This is a genomic window from Kocuria marina (assembly GCA_014652975.1).
Classification (GTDB): Bacteria; Actinomycetota; Actinomycetes; order Actinomycetales; family Micrococcaceae; genus Kocuria; species Kocuria marina.
In genome coordinates, this window is the sequence record BMZV01000001.1 from 893,307 (window position 1) to 909,279 (window position 15,973).

Sequence of the window (15,973 nt, forward strand, 5' to 3'; positions counted from 1 at the left end):
ACGGACCCGGAGACGTCATGAACATCGTTGTCGGATACTTACCCACTCCCGCCGGCCGGGCCGCCCTGCGCGCCGGGATCACCGAGGCCACCCTGCGTTCGGCGGACCTCGTGGTGGTCCAGGGCCATCACGCCAAGCGCTGGGGGCGGCACACCGGCCCCGAGGACACCGAAGCCGCCATGGAGGAGGACCGCGCCGCGCTCGACGAGAGCGGCGTGTCCTACGAGCTGGTCCCCGTGGCGCACGACGCCGATCCGGCGGACGTTATCCTCGAGGCCACCGATCGCGACCGGACCGCTCTGCTCGTGATCGGGACACGCCGGCGCACTCCGGTGGGCAAGTTGATCATGGCCCCCACCACTCAGCGGCTGCTGCTCGAGGCCGGGTGCCCTGTGCTGTGTGTGAAGGCGGGGTACGACGCCGCCTGAGTGAGCGACGTCGACCGTTTCCCGTCACGCGCCAGCGGCCCTGACGGGGAGTGACCACGCGAGCCACCAGCCATCGCCCTGTGGAACGGCGGGCCGGACCCCAAGGTCCGGCCCGCCGTCGTCGGTGGCACGTGATGGAAAGGACGCTCAGGCCGCGCGGTCGGTCCGCTCGTCGTGCCGCGCGGCGCCGTCCAGAGCGGTACTGCCCCGCGCGGGCCGGTACGACGGCGCGGGCGCGGTTGTCGTCGTGGAGCCGGCGCCGCGCATGGTCGCGGGTGCGGGCTGGGACACCCCGGCCTGACGCCACGAGAACCCAAAGGCGAGAGCGGGCACCACCTTGTTGGCCAGGGCGCACCCGGCCATGACCCCTGCCCAGGCCACGGGCACGGCGGCCAGGATGTCCAACGGGTAGTGCGCGCCCGAGTACATGCGGGCGGCCCCGACGATCACCACGGCCAGCGTGCCGAGCAGCGCGATCCGACGCCCTGAGGAACGGCGGGAGGCCACGAGACCCATGGCCAGCGCGATCGCCACGACCGCACCCGTGTGCGAGGACGGGAAGGACATGGAGCCGGTGACCGGTGCGAGGGCCTCTCCGCTCAGGAACGTGGGACGCGGCCGCTCCACGAACACCTTGACCAGACCCACGGCACCCCATCCGGCGAGGGCGGTGATGCCGAACCCGGTGGCGTCGAGGGGGCGGCGTCTGAGGACGGCCAGCCACCCGATGACGGCGGCGATGATCAACACCACCGCGCCGTTGGACAGTGCGTACTGCACCGCGGTGGCCACCGCGTCCAGAAGAACGTTGCGATGCTGGGAGAGCCCCTCGAGCAACGCGGTCTCCCCGTGGGTGATCTGCGGTGACAACACCACCAGACGCCCAAGGGTTGCCGTCAGCAACACCGTGACCAAGGGAACGGCCACTCGGTGACGCAACTGCGGCAACCGCCACGGGGACCCGCCCGGCGAGGGGGAAGTGTGCTGCGCCGGATAGGTCATGTGTCAATGGTGACACGAGACACTCAACGATTCCTGAAGTGGGCGTGTCGCACGCGGTGTGGCGTCCCAGACGCGGAGTTCCAGGGTGTTCCAGGGTCGGCGTCGATGTGCGGGCGCACCGTGCCCCGCGGGCTGAGAACGAGGTTTCACGTGAAACGTGTAATCCAAAAACACTTTTTTATGGTTGCATGATTAGATCGGAATATACTCGATGGGGATGGGTAATCCAGTCATGTGATTTTTCTTCCGCGGACACCGTCACAGAGCGCCCAAAAAGTTCATTTCCCGAATACTCACTACACTCAGCCCTCAAGAAACATTCGAGAAGGGAAGAGACGATGGCGTCCACACCCCCACCCCCGCGCTCCACGCGAGAGTTTCGGGCGCAGGTCGGCCCGCCCTCCACATACCCGCCCTCGCCGCAGCCTGCCTCCGCGCAACTGACCGCCCCGGGGTCGCAGGCCGCACTGCGCCTGGCCAATCGCCGCAGGGTCGTGGACGCGGTGCGCGAGCTGGGTGCGGCGACCCAGGCGAGCATCGCGCGGGAGACGGCCCTGGCGCCGTCGACGGTCTCGTCCATCGTCCACGAGCTCACCGCGTGCGACCTGCTCGCCATGGAACCCGAGCACGGCGGGCGGCGCGGGCAGCGCGTGCACTTCAGCGAGAGCGTCGGCTACCTGGTGGGAGTGGACGTGGGCCACCGCCACGCGAGCGTGGCCGTGGCGGACCTGAACCTCGACGTCCGCGCGCAGCGGCGCATCGACCTCCCGGCCGGGCACCGCGCCGAGGACGTACTGACCGGGGCGCGAGAGATCCTGGACGAGTTGCGGACCTCGCTCGACGTCCCCGCCCAGCGCATCCTGGGCGCGGGGCTCACCCTTCCCGCGCCCGTGGACGCCGAGTGCCGCGGCCTCGGTTCGGAGGCCATCCTCCCGGCGTGGGCCGGGCTGGACCTGCGAGCGCTGGCCACCGGGACGCTGGGCTGTCCCACCGTGGTGGAGAACGACGCGAACGCCGGGGCCGTGGCCGAGCACGCGCTCGGCGCGGGGCGTGGGACGGCCCACATGGCCTACCTCAAGCTCTCGCACGGCGTGGGTGCCGGGCTGATCCTGGGTGGCGGGCTGTACCGCGGGGCCACCGGGTCCGCGGGTGAGATCGGCCACGTGACGCTCGACGAACGCGCGGGGCTGTGCAGGTGCGGCAACCGAGGGTGCCTCGAGACCTTCGTGTCCTCCCAGACCGTGCTGGACGTCGTGGCCTCCTCGGGTCGGCGCGTGGAATCCGTGGGTGACGTGGTCCGGGAGGCGCTGGCCGGCGATCCCGGATGCACCCGGGTGATCACGGACACCGGGCGGTTGATCGGCGGCGCCGTGGCGCAGCTGTGCAATGCGTTCAACCCGGAACTCGTGGTCGTGGGCGGGGAGCTCGCGCGCGCCGAGGACCTGCTGCTCGATCCCGTGCGGGACGCAGTGCAGCGCTACGCGGTGCGCGGTTGCGTGTCCGGGCTGCGGATGGCCACCGCGCAGCTCGGGGCCCGGGCGCACCTCACGGGTGCGCTCATCCGTGCGCGGGCCGAGACGTCCCTCCCCGTGTAAGACGTCCGGGGCGCGCCGGCCGCTGCAAACGACACGCGGGAAATTTGTCTTCGACTCATGGACATTTTGTGATCTGGGTCCTACCCTGGGTTCACTGTCCTTCCCCGGCAGCCGCCCTCCCTGGTCCCACGAGCTGGTTCCAGGAGACGAAAACCCGCCTCGTACGGGCCCCTCGACCGGTACATCCCCGGAACTGGAGGCATGATGCCCGGGAGCGGGAAGCGTTGAATTTCGATACAGCAAGGGAGCTGCGGGATGAGCCATCCAGCGCAAACACACTCGCCGGAGCGTCATCAGACGAACACCGGCGCGGTCATTCGCATCACCACCGTGGCCGCGTTCGGCGGCCTCCTCTTCGGGTACGACTCCGCCGTGATCAACGGTGCGGTCTCCTCCATCCAGTCCACGTTCGATGTGGGTCCGGGGCCCCTGGGCTTCGCGGTGGCCGCGGCCCTCCTGGGCGCCGCCGTGGGTGCGTTCTTCGGTTCCCGCATCGCGGACCGCACGGGGCGCATCCCCATCATGAAGATCGCGGCACTGTTGTTCCTGCTCTCGGCGATCGGCTGCGGTTTCACGCAGTCCATCGAATGGCTCGTGTTCTGGCGGGTCGTGGGCGGTATCGGCGTGGGTGTGGCGTCCGTGATCGCACCGGCGTACATCGCGGAGGTCTCCCCCGCACACCTGCGCGGACGCCTGGGCTCCCTGCAGCAGATGGGTATCGTGCTGGGCATCTTCCTGTCCCTGCTCATCGACGCCCTGCTCGCACACGGGGCCGGTGGCGCCGCCAACGAGATGTGGTTCGGGCTGGCCGCGTGGCGCTGGATGTTCCTGGTCATGGCCGTACCCGCCGTGCTGTACGGCATCGGCGCGTTCCTGATCCCCGAGTCGCCGCGCTACCTGGTCTCGGTGGGTCGTCCGGACGAGGCGCGCGCCGTCCTCTCCCGGATCCACGGTGACGACGCCGTGGACGCCCGCGTTTCCAAGATCCGCAGCACCGTGGATGACGAACGCAAGCCCCGCTTCGCGGACCTGCGCGGTTCCATGGCCGGGCTCAAGCCCGTGGTGTGGGTGGGCATCGGCCTGGCCGCCCTGCAGCAGTTCGTGGGCATCAACGTGATCTTCTACTACTCCAACGTGTTGTGGGAGTCAGTGGGCTTCAAGGAGTCCGATTCGTTCACCATCTCCGTGGCCACCTCCGTGGTCAACGTGGCGGTGACCATCGTGGCCATCTTCCTGGTGGACCGGATCGGGCGCCGACCGCTGCTGCTCCTGGGCTCCGCCGGCATGGCCCTGTCCCTGGGTGTGATGTCCGTGGTGTTCGCGACTGCCACCAAGGTCATGGTGGACGGCCAGCTCACCCCCGAGCTCGGCCCCGTGGCCGGACCCGTGGCGCTGATCGCCGCCAACCTGTTCGTCGTGTTCTTCGGTGTCTCGTGGGGTCCGCTCATGTGGGTCCTGCTCGGTGAGATGTTCCCCAACCGCATCCGCGGCGCGGCGCTGGCCGTGGCCGGTGCGGTGCAGTGGATCGCCAACTGGGCCGTGACCGTCTCCTTCCCCTCACTGTCCAACTTCTCGCTGGGACTGACCTACGGTATCTACGCGTTCTTCGCGCTGGTGTCCCTGGTCTTCACCATCAAGATGGTGCGGGAGACCAACAACGTGGAACTTGAGGACATGCACGCCTGATCCCACTCTCCCCGTCCCGATGCCCCGGTTCGCGTTACACGCGCACCGGGGCATCGTCACACCGGGTTCACGGCCGTGATAACAGCTCGTCGTAATACCGGTAGGGGTCGGGTGTTCGGGTATTTTCAAGACAGATTTGCCGCGGCCCGGGCATCGGGGCCCGGGAAGCACGACACATTCAACGACGAAAAGAGAGCCTCCCATGACGCAGCACACCGACTCCTCGACCTCAGGACGCAAGTCCGCGGGCCACGTGATCGTGGATTCCCTCGCGGCGCACGGGGTCGAGCGCGCCTACGTGGTTCCCGGCGAGAGTTACCTGGACGTCCTGGACGGGCTCTACGACTCCCCCATCGACACTGTGGTGTGCCGTCAGGAGGGTGGCGCCGCGTACATGGCGGAAGCGGACGGGAAGATGAACGACGTCCCGGGCGTGGCCATGGTGACCCGTGGTCCCGGCGCAGCCAACGCGCACGTGGGCCTGCACACCGCGTGGCAGGACTCCACGCCCATGGTGTTGTTCGTGGGACTCATCCCGTTCGAGCACCGTGAGAAGGAAGCGTTCCAGGAGTTCGACCCGCATCAGTGGTTCGCCTCCGGGGCCAAGCGCGTGATGGTCCTGGACCACGCGGAGCGGGCCTCCGAGTACGTGGCCGAGGCCATGTTCGCCGCGCGTTCCGGGCGTCCGGGGCCCGTGGTGGTGGGCCTGCCCGAGGACATCATCACCCGGCAAATCGAACCCACGGTGCACCCGGAGATCCCGGTGGCCGGCGGCGGGATGACCGTGGAGGACTGGAAGGCCCTCGAGTCCGCGCTCAAGGAGTCCCAGAAGCCCCTGTTTGTCTTCGGTGGTAACGATTGGACCTCGCAGGGCGCGCAGCATTTCACCGCGTGGCTCGAGGAACACCACATCCCCGCCGCCGCGGAGTGGCGCTGCGAGGGCACCGTCCCGTTCGACTCCCCCTCGTACGTGGGACCCATCGGTTACGGCCGCCCCAAGCCCACCCACGATCTGCTGGAGGAGACCGACCTGCTGGTGTTCGTGGGCACGGTCCCCGGTGATGTGATCACCAACGGCTTCCTGGTGCGCCAGGACTGGACCAAGAAGAACTTCATCGTGACCATGGACCCCTCCATGCGCGGGCGTTCCGGCGCGGTGACCTACCAGATCGTGGCCAAGCCGGACGTGTTCGTGCGTGACCTGGTGCGCATGAACCTGCCCGTCTCGGACGTGTGGCGGAACTGGTGCGCGCGGATGCGTCAGCAGCAGGTGGATTTCTCCACCCCCAAGGACGCCTCCCCCGCGGACGGCCCGGCCTCGATGGACACCATGATGGCGAACCTCGTTGCGACCCTCCCCGAGGACGCCATGGTCACCTTCGGCGCGGGCGAGCACACCAACTGGGCCCACCGCTACTTCCCCACGAACGGCTACGCGTCCATGATCTCTGCGCGCAACGGCTCCATGGGTTACTCGATCCCCTCCGCTGTGGCGGCGTCCCTGAACTACCCCGGCCGCCGCGTGATCTCGATCGCCGGGGACGGCGAGTTCCTCATGAACGGCCAGGAACTCGCGACCGCCGCGCAGTACGGCGCCACTCCCCTGGTCATCGTGATGGACAACCAGGAGTACGGCACCATCCGTACCCACCAGGAACAGCACTACCCGGGTCACGTCTCCGGGACCCAGCTGAAAAACCCGGACTTCGCGGCCATGGCCACGGCGTTCCACGGTTTCGGCGTGCGTGTGGAGCGCGAGTCCGAGATCCCCGGGGCGCTTGAGCAGGCCTACAAGGCGATCGACGAGGACCACACGTTCGCGTTGATCCACCTGGTCGTCCAGCAGCGCAACAAGGCATACTGATCCCGATATAAATACTTGTCACGACGCCGCGTCGCCCGTCCCCAGGGAGGGGCACCGCGGCGTCGTCGTCCGTTCAGGACACGCGCGCGAGGATCACCGCAAGGGGTGGGCGGCCTGATCCCGGTACATCCGCCCGACGACGACCGCGACCACGCCGAGCGTGGGGGTCAGCAGTGCGACACCCCAGAAGATCGCTTCCGGTGACAGCACCTGCGAGACGGGTCCGGCCACGGCCATGGAGATGGGCATGAGGGACAGCGAAACGAAGAAGTCCAGGGACGAGATCCGCCCCAGCATGTGCCCGGGCACCCGCCGTTGCAGGAGCGTGCCCCAGATGACCTGACCCGCGCCACCCGTGGCCCCGAAGATGCACAGCGCCGCCGCCATGACCCACCACGAGTCGGTGCTACCCACCAGACCGAACGGCAGGGTGCCGAAACCCCACAGCCAGATCATGGTCGTGAGGTACTTGCGGGGCAGTTGCACTGATGCCATGATGCTCGAGCCCACGGCCGTGGACACGCCGTACAGCCCCAGCATGGCGCCGTAACTCGCGAGCGATCCGCCCAGCCGGTCCACCACCAGGAACGGGACGAGCACCTCGAGCGGGCCGATGAACAGGAACACCGCGCTCATGGCCCACAAGAGCGTCCACAGCAACCACGGGGTGCGCACGCAGTACCGGAACCCGTCCACGAGATCGCGAAGGACGGAGGGCCGGGCGGTGTCCACCGCAGGGATCGGTCCGGTGATCTCGCGCTCCGGGATCCGTAACCGCAGCATGAAGGACAGCGCGATCGCGTGGCACACCGCGATCGCCAGGACGGACGCCCCAGGGAGGGCCAGGCCCGTGAGGACCCCGCCCACCGCGGGCCCGGCCGCGATCTGCAGCAGGGGGCGGGCCGTGCCCTCCACGCCGTTGGCCGCGAGCAGCTGATCGGGCGGCAGGATCCTGGGCAGGGCCGCGGAGTAGGCGGGGTAGAAGAACCCCACGGTGCCGGCGAAGACGAACGCGGCGAGCGCGAGGTGCCACAGCGCGAGGGTGTCGGTCCAGGTGAGGATCACGATGGTCAACGCCGTGACCAGGTTGGTGACCTCCACGCACCGCAGGATGAGTCCCAGGGGCAGGCGGTCCGCGGTGACCCCGCCGAGCAGCACGAAGCACACCATGCCCACCGCGCCGGCGGCCATAACGAGGGACAGTTGCACTGCGGAACCCCCGAGCGCCATGACCCGCGCCACGAGGGCCACGGCCCACAACCCGGAGCCGAAGACGCTCATGCACATGGCCACGGCGAGCACCGTGTACGCACGTGACGAGAACGGCCGCAGGGCCCGGGGAAGTTTCACCCGCACAGGTTACCGGTACGTTGTCACGGGGACCACACCGGTGCCATACGGTGAGGACGGAAGCCTGTCCATCCCCGCCGTGGAGGAGTCATCGTGCGCGCAACCCATGTCCTCGAGAAGGGGACCATCCTGACCGAGCAGTGACCGACCCCGGAGGCCACGCGGGCACGTGCGTGATCATGGGTGCGGGCTCCGCGGGCCTGTTCTTCCTCCAGGACGCGCTGCGCCGGGGCTTCGAGCAGGTGATCGTCTCGGACAAGCAGGAATCACGCTTGCGGATCGCCCGGGAGCTGGGGGCGCACACGGTCCGGGTCCCGGACGAGGAACTGGCCTCCGTGGCCGCCCAGTCCGAGCCCGGTCTCGTATCCTTCCACAAGGCCGTGCGCCGCATCCACGACGGCGAGGTGACCGTGGACTACTGCCTAGGCCCCGTATACCCGTTCGAGGAGGCCGGCGAGGTGCTGCGGATCGTCGAACGCGGCGGGGACGGCCACGTCAAGTTCACGATCGTCCCGTAGCACTCTCCTGCGGTCCCCGGTCCCGGAACCCCTTGAGGATCTGCAGGGCCACCGGGATCACCGAGATCACCACGATCAGGATCGCGATCAGGTCCACGTGGTCACGGATCAGCGGGATCCCGCCCAGCAGGGACCCGGCCACCACCATGATGGTCACCCACAGGAAGCCACCCAGGACGTTCCACCCCACGAAGCGGCGGTACGGGTGGCGCGCCGTGCCCGCCACGAGCGGGACGTACGTGCGGATGATCGGGACGAAGCGGGCGAGCACGATCGCCCTGCCGCCGTAGCGCAGGAAGAAGTCCTCCGTGCGGTTGAGGTAGGAGGTCTTCAGGAACCGGGCGTCGTCGGAGAAGAAGCGCCGGCCGAACCGGTTACCCAGGAAGTAGCCCACCTGGTCCCCCGCGACCGCCGCGATGAACGGTACCAGGATCATGAGCCACAGCGGGACCTGCAACGCCTCGTGCAGCAGTCCACCCGTGAACAGCAGGGAGTCCCCGGGCAGGAACGGGAACAACAGCCCCGATTCCACGAACACCATCAGGGTGGTCCCGGCGAGCGCCCACGGCCCCAGCTGCTCGAGCAGTTGGGCGGGATTGCCTAGCGGTGGCAGCTGCGGGATCAGCGTTCCCGCGGTGTGCAGCAGTTCAAGCGTCATGGTGACCCACTCTTCTCCTCGTGGGCCGGGTGCCGTGCACCACGGTCCTGTTCCTCCCCGGACGACGGCGCTCGCCCGGGGTAGCTCGTTCGTCCCGCGGGTGTGCCCGCAACCGGGGTCGCGCGGGGCGCGATCACGGCTGCTGCGGCTTCACGAACGGGAAACTCAGGACGTCGCGGATGGTCGTGGCGGTCATGAGCATGACCAACCGGTCCAGCCCGATCCCCATACCCCCGGCCGGGGGCATGCCCACCTCCAGGGCGTCCAGGAAATCATTGTCCACCTGCATGGCCTCGAGGTCCCCCGCGGCGGCCTTGAGCGACTGCTCCGTGAGCCGGTGGCGCTGGACCACAGGGTCGGTCAGCTCGGAGTACGCCGTACCGAGTTCCATGCCGTTGACCACCAGGTCCCAGCGTTCCACGAGCCCGCCCTCGGAGCGGTGGGGTGCGGTCAGCGGGGAGGTCTCCTCCGGGAAGTCGCAGTAGAACGTAGGGAACACGGTGTGCGGTTCCACGAGCTCCTCATAGAGACTCTCGAGCACCGCCCCGGGGCCCATGCCCGGACCGATCTCCACGTCGTGCTGCGCGGCTACTGCGAGCAGGGTCTCGAAGTCCGACTCGATCGAGATCCGCCGTCCCACCGCCTTGCTCACCGCATCCGTCACGGCGATCACGGGCCACGGCCCGGACACATCGGTCAGCACGGGCGCGGCGTCGGGGTTGTGCACGTCGTACAGGGGCAGCACCTGGGTACCGTGCAACGCCTGGGCCACTGTCTTGATCATCGTCTCGGTCAGCTCGCGCATGACCGTGTAATCCGCGAACGGGTGGTACGCCTCGAGCGCGGTGAACTCCGGGTTGTGGGTCGCGTCCGCGCCCTCGTTGCGAAAGTTGCGGGCCACCTCGAAGATGGGCCCGCTACCCGCCACGAGCAGTCGCTTGAGGTACAGCTCGGGTGCGATCCGCAGCGTGAGGTCCATCCCGTACGCGTTGATGTACGTGCGGAACGGGCGCGCCGAGGCCCCACCGTGCACCGTGTTCAGCACCGGTGTCTCGACCTCGCGGTAGCCCTGCCCGGTCAACACGCGGCGCACGGTGTCCACCGCGAGCGAGCGCTGACGCAACAGGTCCATCCCGCGCGGGTGCACCAGGAGGTCCATGGACCGCTTGCGCAGCCGCTGTTCCGGGTTCTCGAAACTGCCGAATGGGACGGGCTGCAGCGCCTTCGCGGCCATCGTCACCCGCTCGGCGAGCACGGACTCCGTGCCGGTGCGGGACACACCCCAGTGCCCGTCCACCACCACGAGATCACCCACGTCCAGGTTGGGCCGGATCGCCGCCCAGGATGCGTCCACGCGCTCGCGGTCCACGAGCACCTGCACGGTCGCGCCGCCGTCGGTCAGGTCCAGGAAACCCACGCCTCCGAAGTCGCGGAACCTGCGGACGCGCCCGCTCGTGCGCACGGCCGACGACGCCGCGGCGTCGCCCCGGCGCGCGAGCACCGCAGCGAGGGGCTCGGCCTCCGCAAGACCCACAGGGTAAGGGTCGATCCCCGCGTGGGCCAGGGCACGCGCGTGCCGCATGCGGTGGCGGGTCTGCTGCGAGCGCTTGGGGGCCAGGACGCGCCTGGGTGCGGGCTCGTGGTCGATCGCGCGCACCGCGGCGAGTGTTTCGGCGTCGAGCTGCGGCTGCGACCCCGTGCGCACGAACACCGCGGGCAGGAACCCCTCCACCTGGGCCGTGGCGGCCGCCATGCGGGGCAGGGACAGGAAGCCGTCGAAGCACGCGTAGCGGGGTACCCACTCGGGCAGGTACTTGGCGTTGGCCCGGTACAGGCTCTCGAGCTGGAAGAACCGGTCCATGAAACCCAGCACCGAGGAGTTGAAGCGGGTGATCACACCGGCACCGAGCTTCTCGGAGTCCTCGAAGACCCCGCGGAACATCGCGAAGTTCAAGGAGACCTCGCGGATCCCGTGGGACGCCCCGTAGTCCATGAGCTCCGAGACCATCAGTTCCGTGGTGCCGTTCGGCGCTTGGGGTCTGCGCCGCATCACGTCCAGGGACAGTCCGCGCCGACCCCACGGGACGAACGAGAGCAGGCCCAGCGCCGCGCCGTCGCGATCGCGGGCGACGACGAGCATGCAGCGACCGTCCGCCGGGTCCCCCCAGCGGTTGAGCGCCATGGAGAACCCGCGGTCCGGTTCGTTCCCGCGCCACTCGTCCGCGAGCCGCCCCATGCGCTCGAGCTCCTGCGGGTCGAGGTCCTCGTGCCGGGCGATCTCCACCGTGAGCCCGGCCCGGCGCGCATGCCGCACCGCCCGGCGCACCGCGGTCATCGAGGAGTTGGCCAGGGAGAAGCGGCCGGGATGCAGGACGGCCTCGTCCCCCATGACCAATACGCTCATTCCCAGGGAGGCATACACCCGTGCGCCCCGTTCGGATGCCGAGGTGACGGCCGGGAGTAGGCCGTAGTGATGCGTGCGCGCGAGCCAGCGTTCCACGGCGTTCGTCCACGCCGCGGGGTCCCCCACCGGGTCACCGGAGGCGATCGCCACCTGACCCACCACCCGGAAGGTGACGCATGCGCGTCCGTCCACGGAGAAGACCGAGATCTTGTCGCGGCGGGTCGCGAAGTACCCCAGGGAGTCCTCGTCACCGTACTGCGCGAGCAGCGAGCGCACCGCAATCTCGTCCCCGGGCCGCCACGACGCCGCACGGGAGGACGAGCGCAGGAAGATCAGCACCGCGAGCACGATCGTCTGGGCCAGCGACACGGAGGTCAGTTCGGGGAGCCACGGCGGGACCGTGCCGTGGAAGTGTCGCCGGGGGCCCGCCCAGCCGAGGCTGCGCACGAGGGCTTGGGCGAGGACGTTCCAGTCGTCGATCGCCGAGTTCGTCGTGACCAGTAGCACCGCGTGGGTGGCCGTGATCGTCAGGACCACACCGCCCACGAGGGTCCCCAGGGCGGCCATCGCACCGCGCGGGGCCGTGCGCGCGGGGAACGCCGGGCGCAACCACCACAGCAGGCACAGCGCGGCGATGCCCACCACGATGGCCACGACGTCCAGGGTCACGAACACCACGGAAGGGATGGGCCCGTGATTGGGGACCTCGGGGCCCATTGCCCGCAGGACCTCCTGGAACACGGACCACAGCACACCCACGATCTGGGTGATCGCGACCGTGACCAGCGCGATGCGCTTGCGGCGCACGAGCGCACCGGTGAGCAACCCGAGCACCACCACGGACACGAGCGAGGGCGCCACGGGGATGTTGAGGGTCCCGAAGAGCAGGGTGGGCAGCGGATTGATGCGCACCACCCAGTGCAGCAGGAGCAGGACCACCCCCACGAGGGTGGCCACGGCGAAGACCCACGTGAGGATCCTCGCCCACCGCCGTTGCGCCGGCGTGGTGGTGCTGAGCTCGGGCACACGGCAACCGTGCGCGAGCTGGGCGTCAACCATCAACTTCCCCTTACGGGCCCGGCGAGCGTCGCGCGCGGCGCCGATGTACCTATGCTGTTTTTCCGTACGGCTACCCATCGGTTATGTCTTATTCCGCCGGGCTTCGTACTGCACACAAGATACGTGGGGAATCTCTGGAAACGAGCAATTCGCAATGGCGTTCTTCGAGCTGAACGGGTGGCCCCTGTTCATCATCACCGTGACCTTGGCCTTCCTGGCGCTGGCATTCACCGTCGTGGTGCTGCCGCGGCAACGCCGGCCGGGGATCCTCAAGTACGTGATGCAATTCGTGGGCGTGGCGCTCGTGTCCCTGTTGGTGCTGGTGGGGATCTTCCTCAAGATGAACATGGACAACCAGTGGTATTCCAGTTGGGGGGACCTACTCTCCGACGGTGGCGGCCAGGTGGCCGTCACGGATGTGGGTGCCACCGCCGCGGCGGCCAAGCCCATCAAGGACCTGCCGCACCGGACGTTCAACGCCATGCAGACGAACCCCACGCAGAACGCGTTCTTCGGGTCCCAGATGGATCCCAACAACACGTCAGGGCAGTGGGTGAATCTGAAGATTCACGGACCGCAATCCGGCATCACGCAGGAAGCCACCGTCTGGTTACCGCCGTCCTACATGACACAACCGCAGCGGGCGTATCCGGTGATCACCGCTTTCACCGGTTTCCCCGGGGACGTGAAGACCTATACCAAGGCCATGGACATCGCCCAGCACATTCGTTCGCGGGTCAACAGCGGCGCCATGCGGGAAGCCATCGTGGTGATCCCGAACGTTTATCCCGGTAACAACGACACCGAATGCGTGGACAGCAACAACGGTCAGTGGGAGAGCTATGTGAGCAAGGACGTGGTCTCGTGGATCCGCGGCAATCTACGGGTGTCCACGGACCGGGAAGCCTGGAGCACGTTGGGCTACAGCGCCGGTGGTTGGTGCTCGTCCATGTTCGCCGTGCGTCACCCGGACGTCTGGGCCAGCAGCGTGAACCTGGCCGGGTACTTCGCCCCCACGTACAGCAAGGGCCAGCAGTGGAAGACCACGGATCCTCGCTCCTACGACCTGGCCTCGGTCGTGGCCCGGGACAAACCGGACGTGAAGATCTGGTTCTTCTCCGGCGGTGAGGACACCATCTCGGTCGACGCGGTGCGCAAGTTCGCGGCGTCGGTGTCCCCGCCCACGACCCTGGTGTCCAACATCTCACAGAGCGGCGGCCACCGCGTGGCGCTGTGGGAGGCCCAGCTGGATCCGTCCCTCGAATGGCTCGGCCGCACGTCCCCGGCCTTCGCGCCCGTGAACTCCTGACCGGCACGGCGTAGATGAACACCCAGGAATACGCGCTCAACGTCCTGCTCACGGCCCTGGGTGGTTTCGACCCCGCGCCCATGCTCATCCTCGCGGCAGCTTTGGGCGCGGGGATCCGGAAACGGCACATCATGGGCTCCGCCGGGGTGTTGCTGGGCGGCACCGCCGCGTGGGGCATGACCCTGACCCTGCTCGTGGGTCCCGGTCTGCAGCGCGTGAACTGGTGGGAACTCCTCCACCACGGCAGCATCTCGGCGGGGATCGAACTGGTCCTCGCCCTGGCCATCGGTGGCTACGCCGTGTGGCGGGTGGTGGCGGCGCGGCGCTCCCGGTGCCGCGACACCCCCGAGGAGAAGCCCGCCACGAGTCCGTGGGCCCTGTACGTGACCGCGGTGGTCTTCGTGGGCATCGTGATCTTCGATCTCCCGTTCGACGTGCACGTGGCCACCGCCGCCTCACAACCCCCGTCCCACGCGGTGGCCGGATGGATCGCGTGGTCCCTCATCAGTCAGTTCCCCCTGACACTTCTGATGCTACTGACGATCCTGGGGAAACAGCAGCGGTTTTCCCGGGTCATGCGCAGGGCGTGGGCCGCCGTGTCCCCGTGGGTCAACCGGCTGGTCACCGCGGTGCTGGGCCTCGCGGCGCTGCTCATGCTCCTGGACGCCGGGGAGTTCCTGCTGGTGGGCCACTTCCTGGTCCAGTAAGGCGCGGGCCGGGTGTCCGCGGAGCGCGGGTGGGGCCTCAGACGGCCTGTTGCGAGGCCGTCACCGGGAGGCCGGCCTCGAGCCGACGCCGCCGGTCCGCCTTCTGGCGCTTGACACCCGCGAGCGCGAGGAGACCTCCGATCACGGCCAGCGCGGCCGCCACGAGGGCCGGGGAGCGGTAGCCGAAACCGGCGGAGATCACCGCACCGCCCAGCAGGGCCCCGATCGAGTTGGCCACATTGAACGCCGCGTGGTTAAGCGATGCGCCCATGAGCTGGGCGGGCCCCGCCGCCGTGATGAGCCAGCTCTGGATGCTGGGCATGATGAACGAGTTGGCCAGTGCCATGAGGAACCCGGCCACGAAGATCCCCACGGGGGATCCCGCGAGCGCCCCCACGAGCAACAGTGCCGCGGTGAGCGCCGGGAAACCCACGGCCATGGTGCGCCGGGCACTGCGGTCCGCGCTGATCCCGCCCAGGATGTTGCCCAGGGTCATGCCGATTCCCACGACCGCGAGCAACCACGGGATGCCGGCGCCGGACAGCCCCGCCAGCTCACGGCTCATCTGGGTCAGGTAGCTGTAGATCGCGAAGAACCCGCCGAAACCGATCCCCGCGATCCCCATGACGATCCACACCTGCGGCAGCCGGAACGCCCGCAGTTCACGGCGCCGGTTCGCTCCGACCACCCGGTCCTGGTGGGGGACGGTCAGCCACACGCCGATCGCAGTGACCGCGAAGACCACGGCCACCGCGACGTATGCCATGCGCCAGCCGTAGGCCTGACCGACCGCCGTCATCACGGGGACACCTACGACGTTGGCGACCGTGAGCCCCGATAAAGCAAGTGCCACACCCTTGGCCTGGTTCCCCGGACCCATCACGGTGGCGGCCACGAGGGACGCCAGACCGAAGTATGCGCCATGGGGAATACCCGCGAGGAACCGCATCACCAGGAGGGACTCGAACGTGGGCACGATTGCAGAGGCGAGGTTGCCCATGAGCAGTGCCGCGGCCATCACGAGCAGCATCGTGGTGCGGGAGGACTTCGCGACGAAGAAGGAGATGACCGGGGCCCCGACCACGACACCTATGGCGTACGCGCTCACGAGCCACCCGGCGCGTGCGATCCCGGTCTCAGAGGACGCACCGTAGAGATCGGGCAGGAGGTTCTGGGCGATCTGGGGCAACAGTCCCATGGACGCGAATTCCGTGCAGCCGATGCCGAAACCGCCCAGGGCCAGGGCGAACAGCGCGAGTCTGCGACGGGCGGGGGTCAACTGGGACATGGACGCGCGACCTTTCGAGGATTCGCAGGTGGGGCTCCCCAGAGGGATGCGGGCGAGTGGCCGCAGAGGCCGTAGCGATCGGTCCGTGGCCTATGACAGCGCACC

The 15,973-nt window shown here is 68.6% G+C and carries 12 protein-coding genes; 7 read left to right on the forward strand and 5 right to left on the reverse strand.

Annotated elements, in window-relative coordinates:
• Positions 1 to 17 precede the first annotated feature (17 nt).
• A complete protein-coding gene (locus IE157_RS04145; protein WP_193519185.1) occupies positions 18 to 428 on the forward strand; it encodes a universal stress protein in 411 nt (136 codons plus the stop codon).
• A 147-nt stretch (positions 429 to 575) separates the two neighbouring features.
• Here the strand turns inward: IE157_RS04145 and IE157_RS04150 are convergent, their stop codons facing one another.
• A complete protein-coding gene (locus IE157_RS04150; RefSeq protein WP_193519186.1) occupies positions 576 to 1,430 on the reverse strand; it encodes a phosphatase PAP2 family protein in 855 nt (284 codons plus the stop codon).
• A 338-nt stretch (positions 1,431 to 1,768) separates the two neighbouring features.
• Here IE157_RS04150 and IE157_RS04155 point away from each other — a divergent pair, with 338 nt between their 5' ends.
• The 3 genes from IE157_RS04155 to IE157_RS04165 all read left to right on the forward strand — a co-directional run bounded on the left by IE157_RS04155 (position 1,769) and on the right by IE157_RS04165 (position 6,575).
• The gene (locus tag IE157_RS04155; RefSeq protein ID WP_193519187.1) at positions 1,769 to 3,025 is read left to right on the forward strand and encodes an ROK family transcriptional regulator; all 1,257 of its coding nucleotides are present in this window, start codon (positions 1,769 to 1,771) and stop codon (positions 3,023 to 3,025) included.
• A gap of 255 nt (positions 3,026 to 3,280) precedes the next feature.
• A complete protein-coding gene (locus IE157_RS04160) occupies positions 3,281 to 4,711 on the forward strand; it encodes a sugar porter family MFS transporter (RefSeq protein ID WP_193519188.1) in 1,431 nt (476 codons plus the stop codon).
• Positions 4,712 to 4,913: 202 nt separating this feature from the next.
• Positions 4,914 to 6,575 (forward strand): thiamine pyrophosphate-dependent enzyme, encoded by a 1,662-nt coding sequence (locus IE157_RS04165; protein ID WP_064845500.1) that lies wholly within the window; start codon positions 4,914 to 4,916, stop codon positions 6,573 to 6,575.
• Positions 6,576 to 6,668: 93 nt separating this feature from the next.
• Here IE157_RS04165 and IE157_RS04170 read toward each other — a convergent pair whose 3' ends face one another.
• Entirely contained in the window at positions 6,669 to 7,925 is a 1,257-nt protein-coding gene (locus IE157_RS04170) for an MFS transporter (RefSeq protein ID WP_193519189.1), read from the reverse strand.
• A gap of 140 nt (positions 7,926 to 8,065) precedes the next feature.
• On the opposite strand from IE157_RS04170, the gene IE157_RS04175 reads away from it, so the two are divergent.
• Positions 8,066 to 8,443, forward strand: a complete 378-nt coding sequence (locus tag IE157_RS04175) for an MDR/zinc-dependent alcohol dehydrogenase-like family protein (RefSeq protein WP_318281302.1) — start codon at positions 8,066 to 8,068, stop codon at positions 8,441 to 8,443.
• On the opposite strand, the gene IE157_RS04180 is transcribed toward IE157_RS04175, so the two are convergent.
• Together IE157_RS04180 and lysX are read right to left on the reverse strand one after the other, a co-directional pair.
• Positions 8,427 to 9,101 (reverse strand): DedA family protein, encoded by a 675-nt coding sequence (locus IE157_RS04180; protein WP_193519190.1) that lies wholly within the window; start codon positions 9,099 to 9,101, stop codon positions 8,427 to 8,429. The two genes, IE157_RS04175 and IE157_RS04180, sit on opposite strands and share 17 nt — an antisense overlap.
• 133 nt (positions 9,102 to 9,234) lie before the next feature.
• Entirely contained in the window at positions 9,235 to 12,564 is a 3,330-nt protein-coding gene (gene lysX, locus IE157_RS04185) for a bifunctional lysylphosphatidylglycerol synthetase/lysine--tRNA ligase LysX (protein ID WP_193519191.1), read from the reverse strand.
• 154 nt (positions 12,565 to 12,718) lie between these two features.
• Between lysX and IE157_RS04190 the strand changes: the two genes are divergently transcribed.
• Complete coding sequence (locus IE157_RS04190; RefSeq protein WP_193519192.1) at positions 12,719 to 13,873, forward strand: alpha/beta hydrolase; 1,155 nt, start codon at positions 12,719 to 12,721, stop codon at positions 13,871 to 13,873.
• Positions 13,874 to 13,887: 14 nt separating this feature from the next.
• The gene (locus IE157_RS04195) at positions 13,888 to 14,580 is read left to right on the forward strand and encodes a hypothetical protein (protein ID WP_193519193.1); all 693 of its coding nucleotides are present in this window, start codon (positions 13,888 to 13,890) and stop codon (positions 14,578 to 14,580) included.
• 37 nt (positions 14,581 to 14,617) lie between these two features.
• On the opposite strand, the gene IE157_RS04200 is transcribed toward IE157_RS04195, so the two are convergent.
• Positions 14,618 to 15,868 carry an MFS transporter gene (locus IE157_RS04200; protein ID WP_193519194.1) on the reverse strand — a complete coding sequence of 417 codons (1,251 nt, stop codon included), beginning with the start codon at positions 15,866 to 15,868 and terminating at the stop codon, positions 14,618 to 14,620.
• Positions 15,869 to 15,973: the final 105 nt, after the last annotated feature.

Coding starts and splice junctions, on each gene's coding strand:
- IE157_RS04200 (WP_193519194.1), bottom strand. CDS start 15,868: ATGTCCCAGTTGACCCCCGCCCGTCGCAGACTCGCGCTGTTCGCCCTG.
- IE157_RS04195 (WP_193519193.1), top strand. CDS start 13,888: ATGAACACCCAGGAATACGCGCTCAACGTCCTGCTCACGGCCCTGGGT.
- IE157_RS04155 (WP_193519187.1), top strand. CDS start 1,769: ATGGCGTCCACACCCCCACCCCCGCGCTCCACGCGAGAGTTTCGGGCG.
- lysX (WP_193519191.1), bottom strand. CDS start 12,564: ATGGTTGACGCCCAGCTCGCGCACGGTTGCCGTGTGCCCGAGCTCAGC.
- IE157_RS04190 (WP_193519192.1), top strand. CDS start 12,719: ATGGCGTTCTTCGAGCTGAACGGGTGGCCCCTGTTCATCATCACCGTG.
- IE157_RS04180 (WP_193519190.1), bottom strand. CDS start 9,101: ATGACGCTTGAACTGCTGCACACCGCGGGAACGCTGATCCCGCAGCTG.
- IE157_RS04160 (WP_193519188.1), top strand. CDS start 3,281: ATGAGCCATCCAGCGCAAACACACTCGCCGGAGCGTCATCAGACGAAC.
- IE157_RS04165 (WP_064845500.1), top strand. CDS start 4,914: ATGACGCAGCACACCGACTCCTCGACCTCAGGACGCAAGTCCGCGGGC.
- IE157_RS04145 (WP_193519185.1), top strand. CDS start 18: ATGAACATCGTTGTCGGATACTTACCCACTCCCGCCGGCCGGGCCGCC.
- IE157_RS04150 (WP_193519186.1), bottom strand. CDS start 1,430: ATGACCTATCCGGCGCAGCACACTTCCCCCTCGCCGGGCGGGTCCCCG.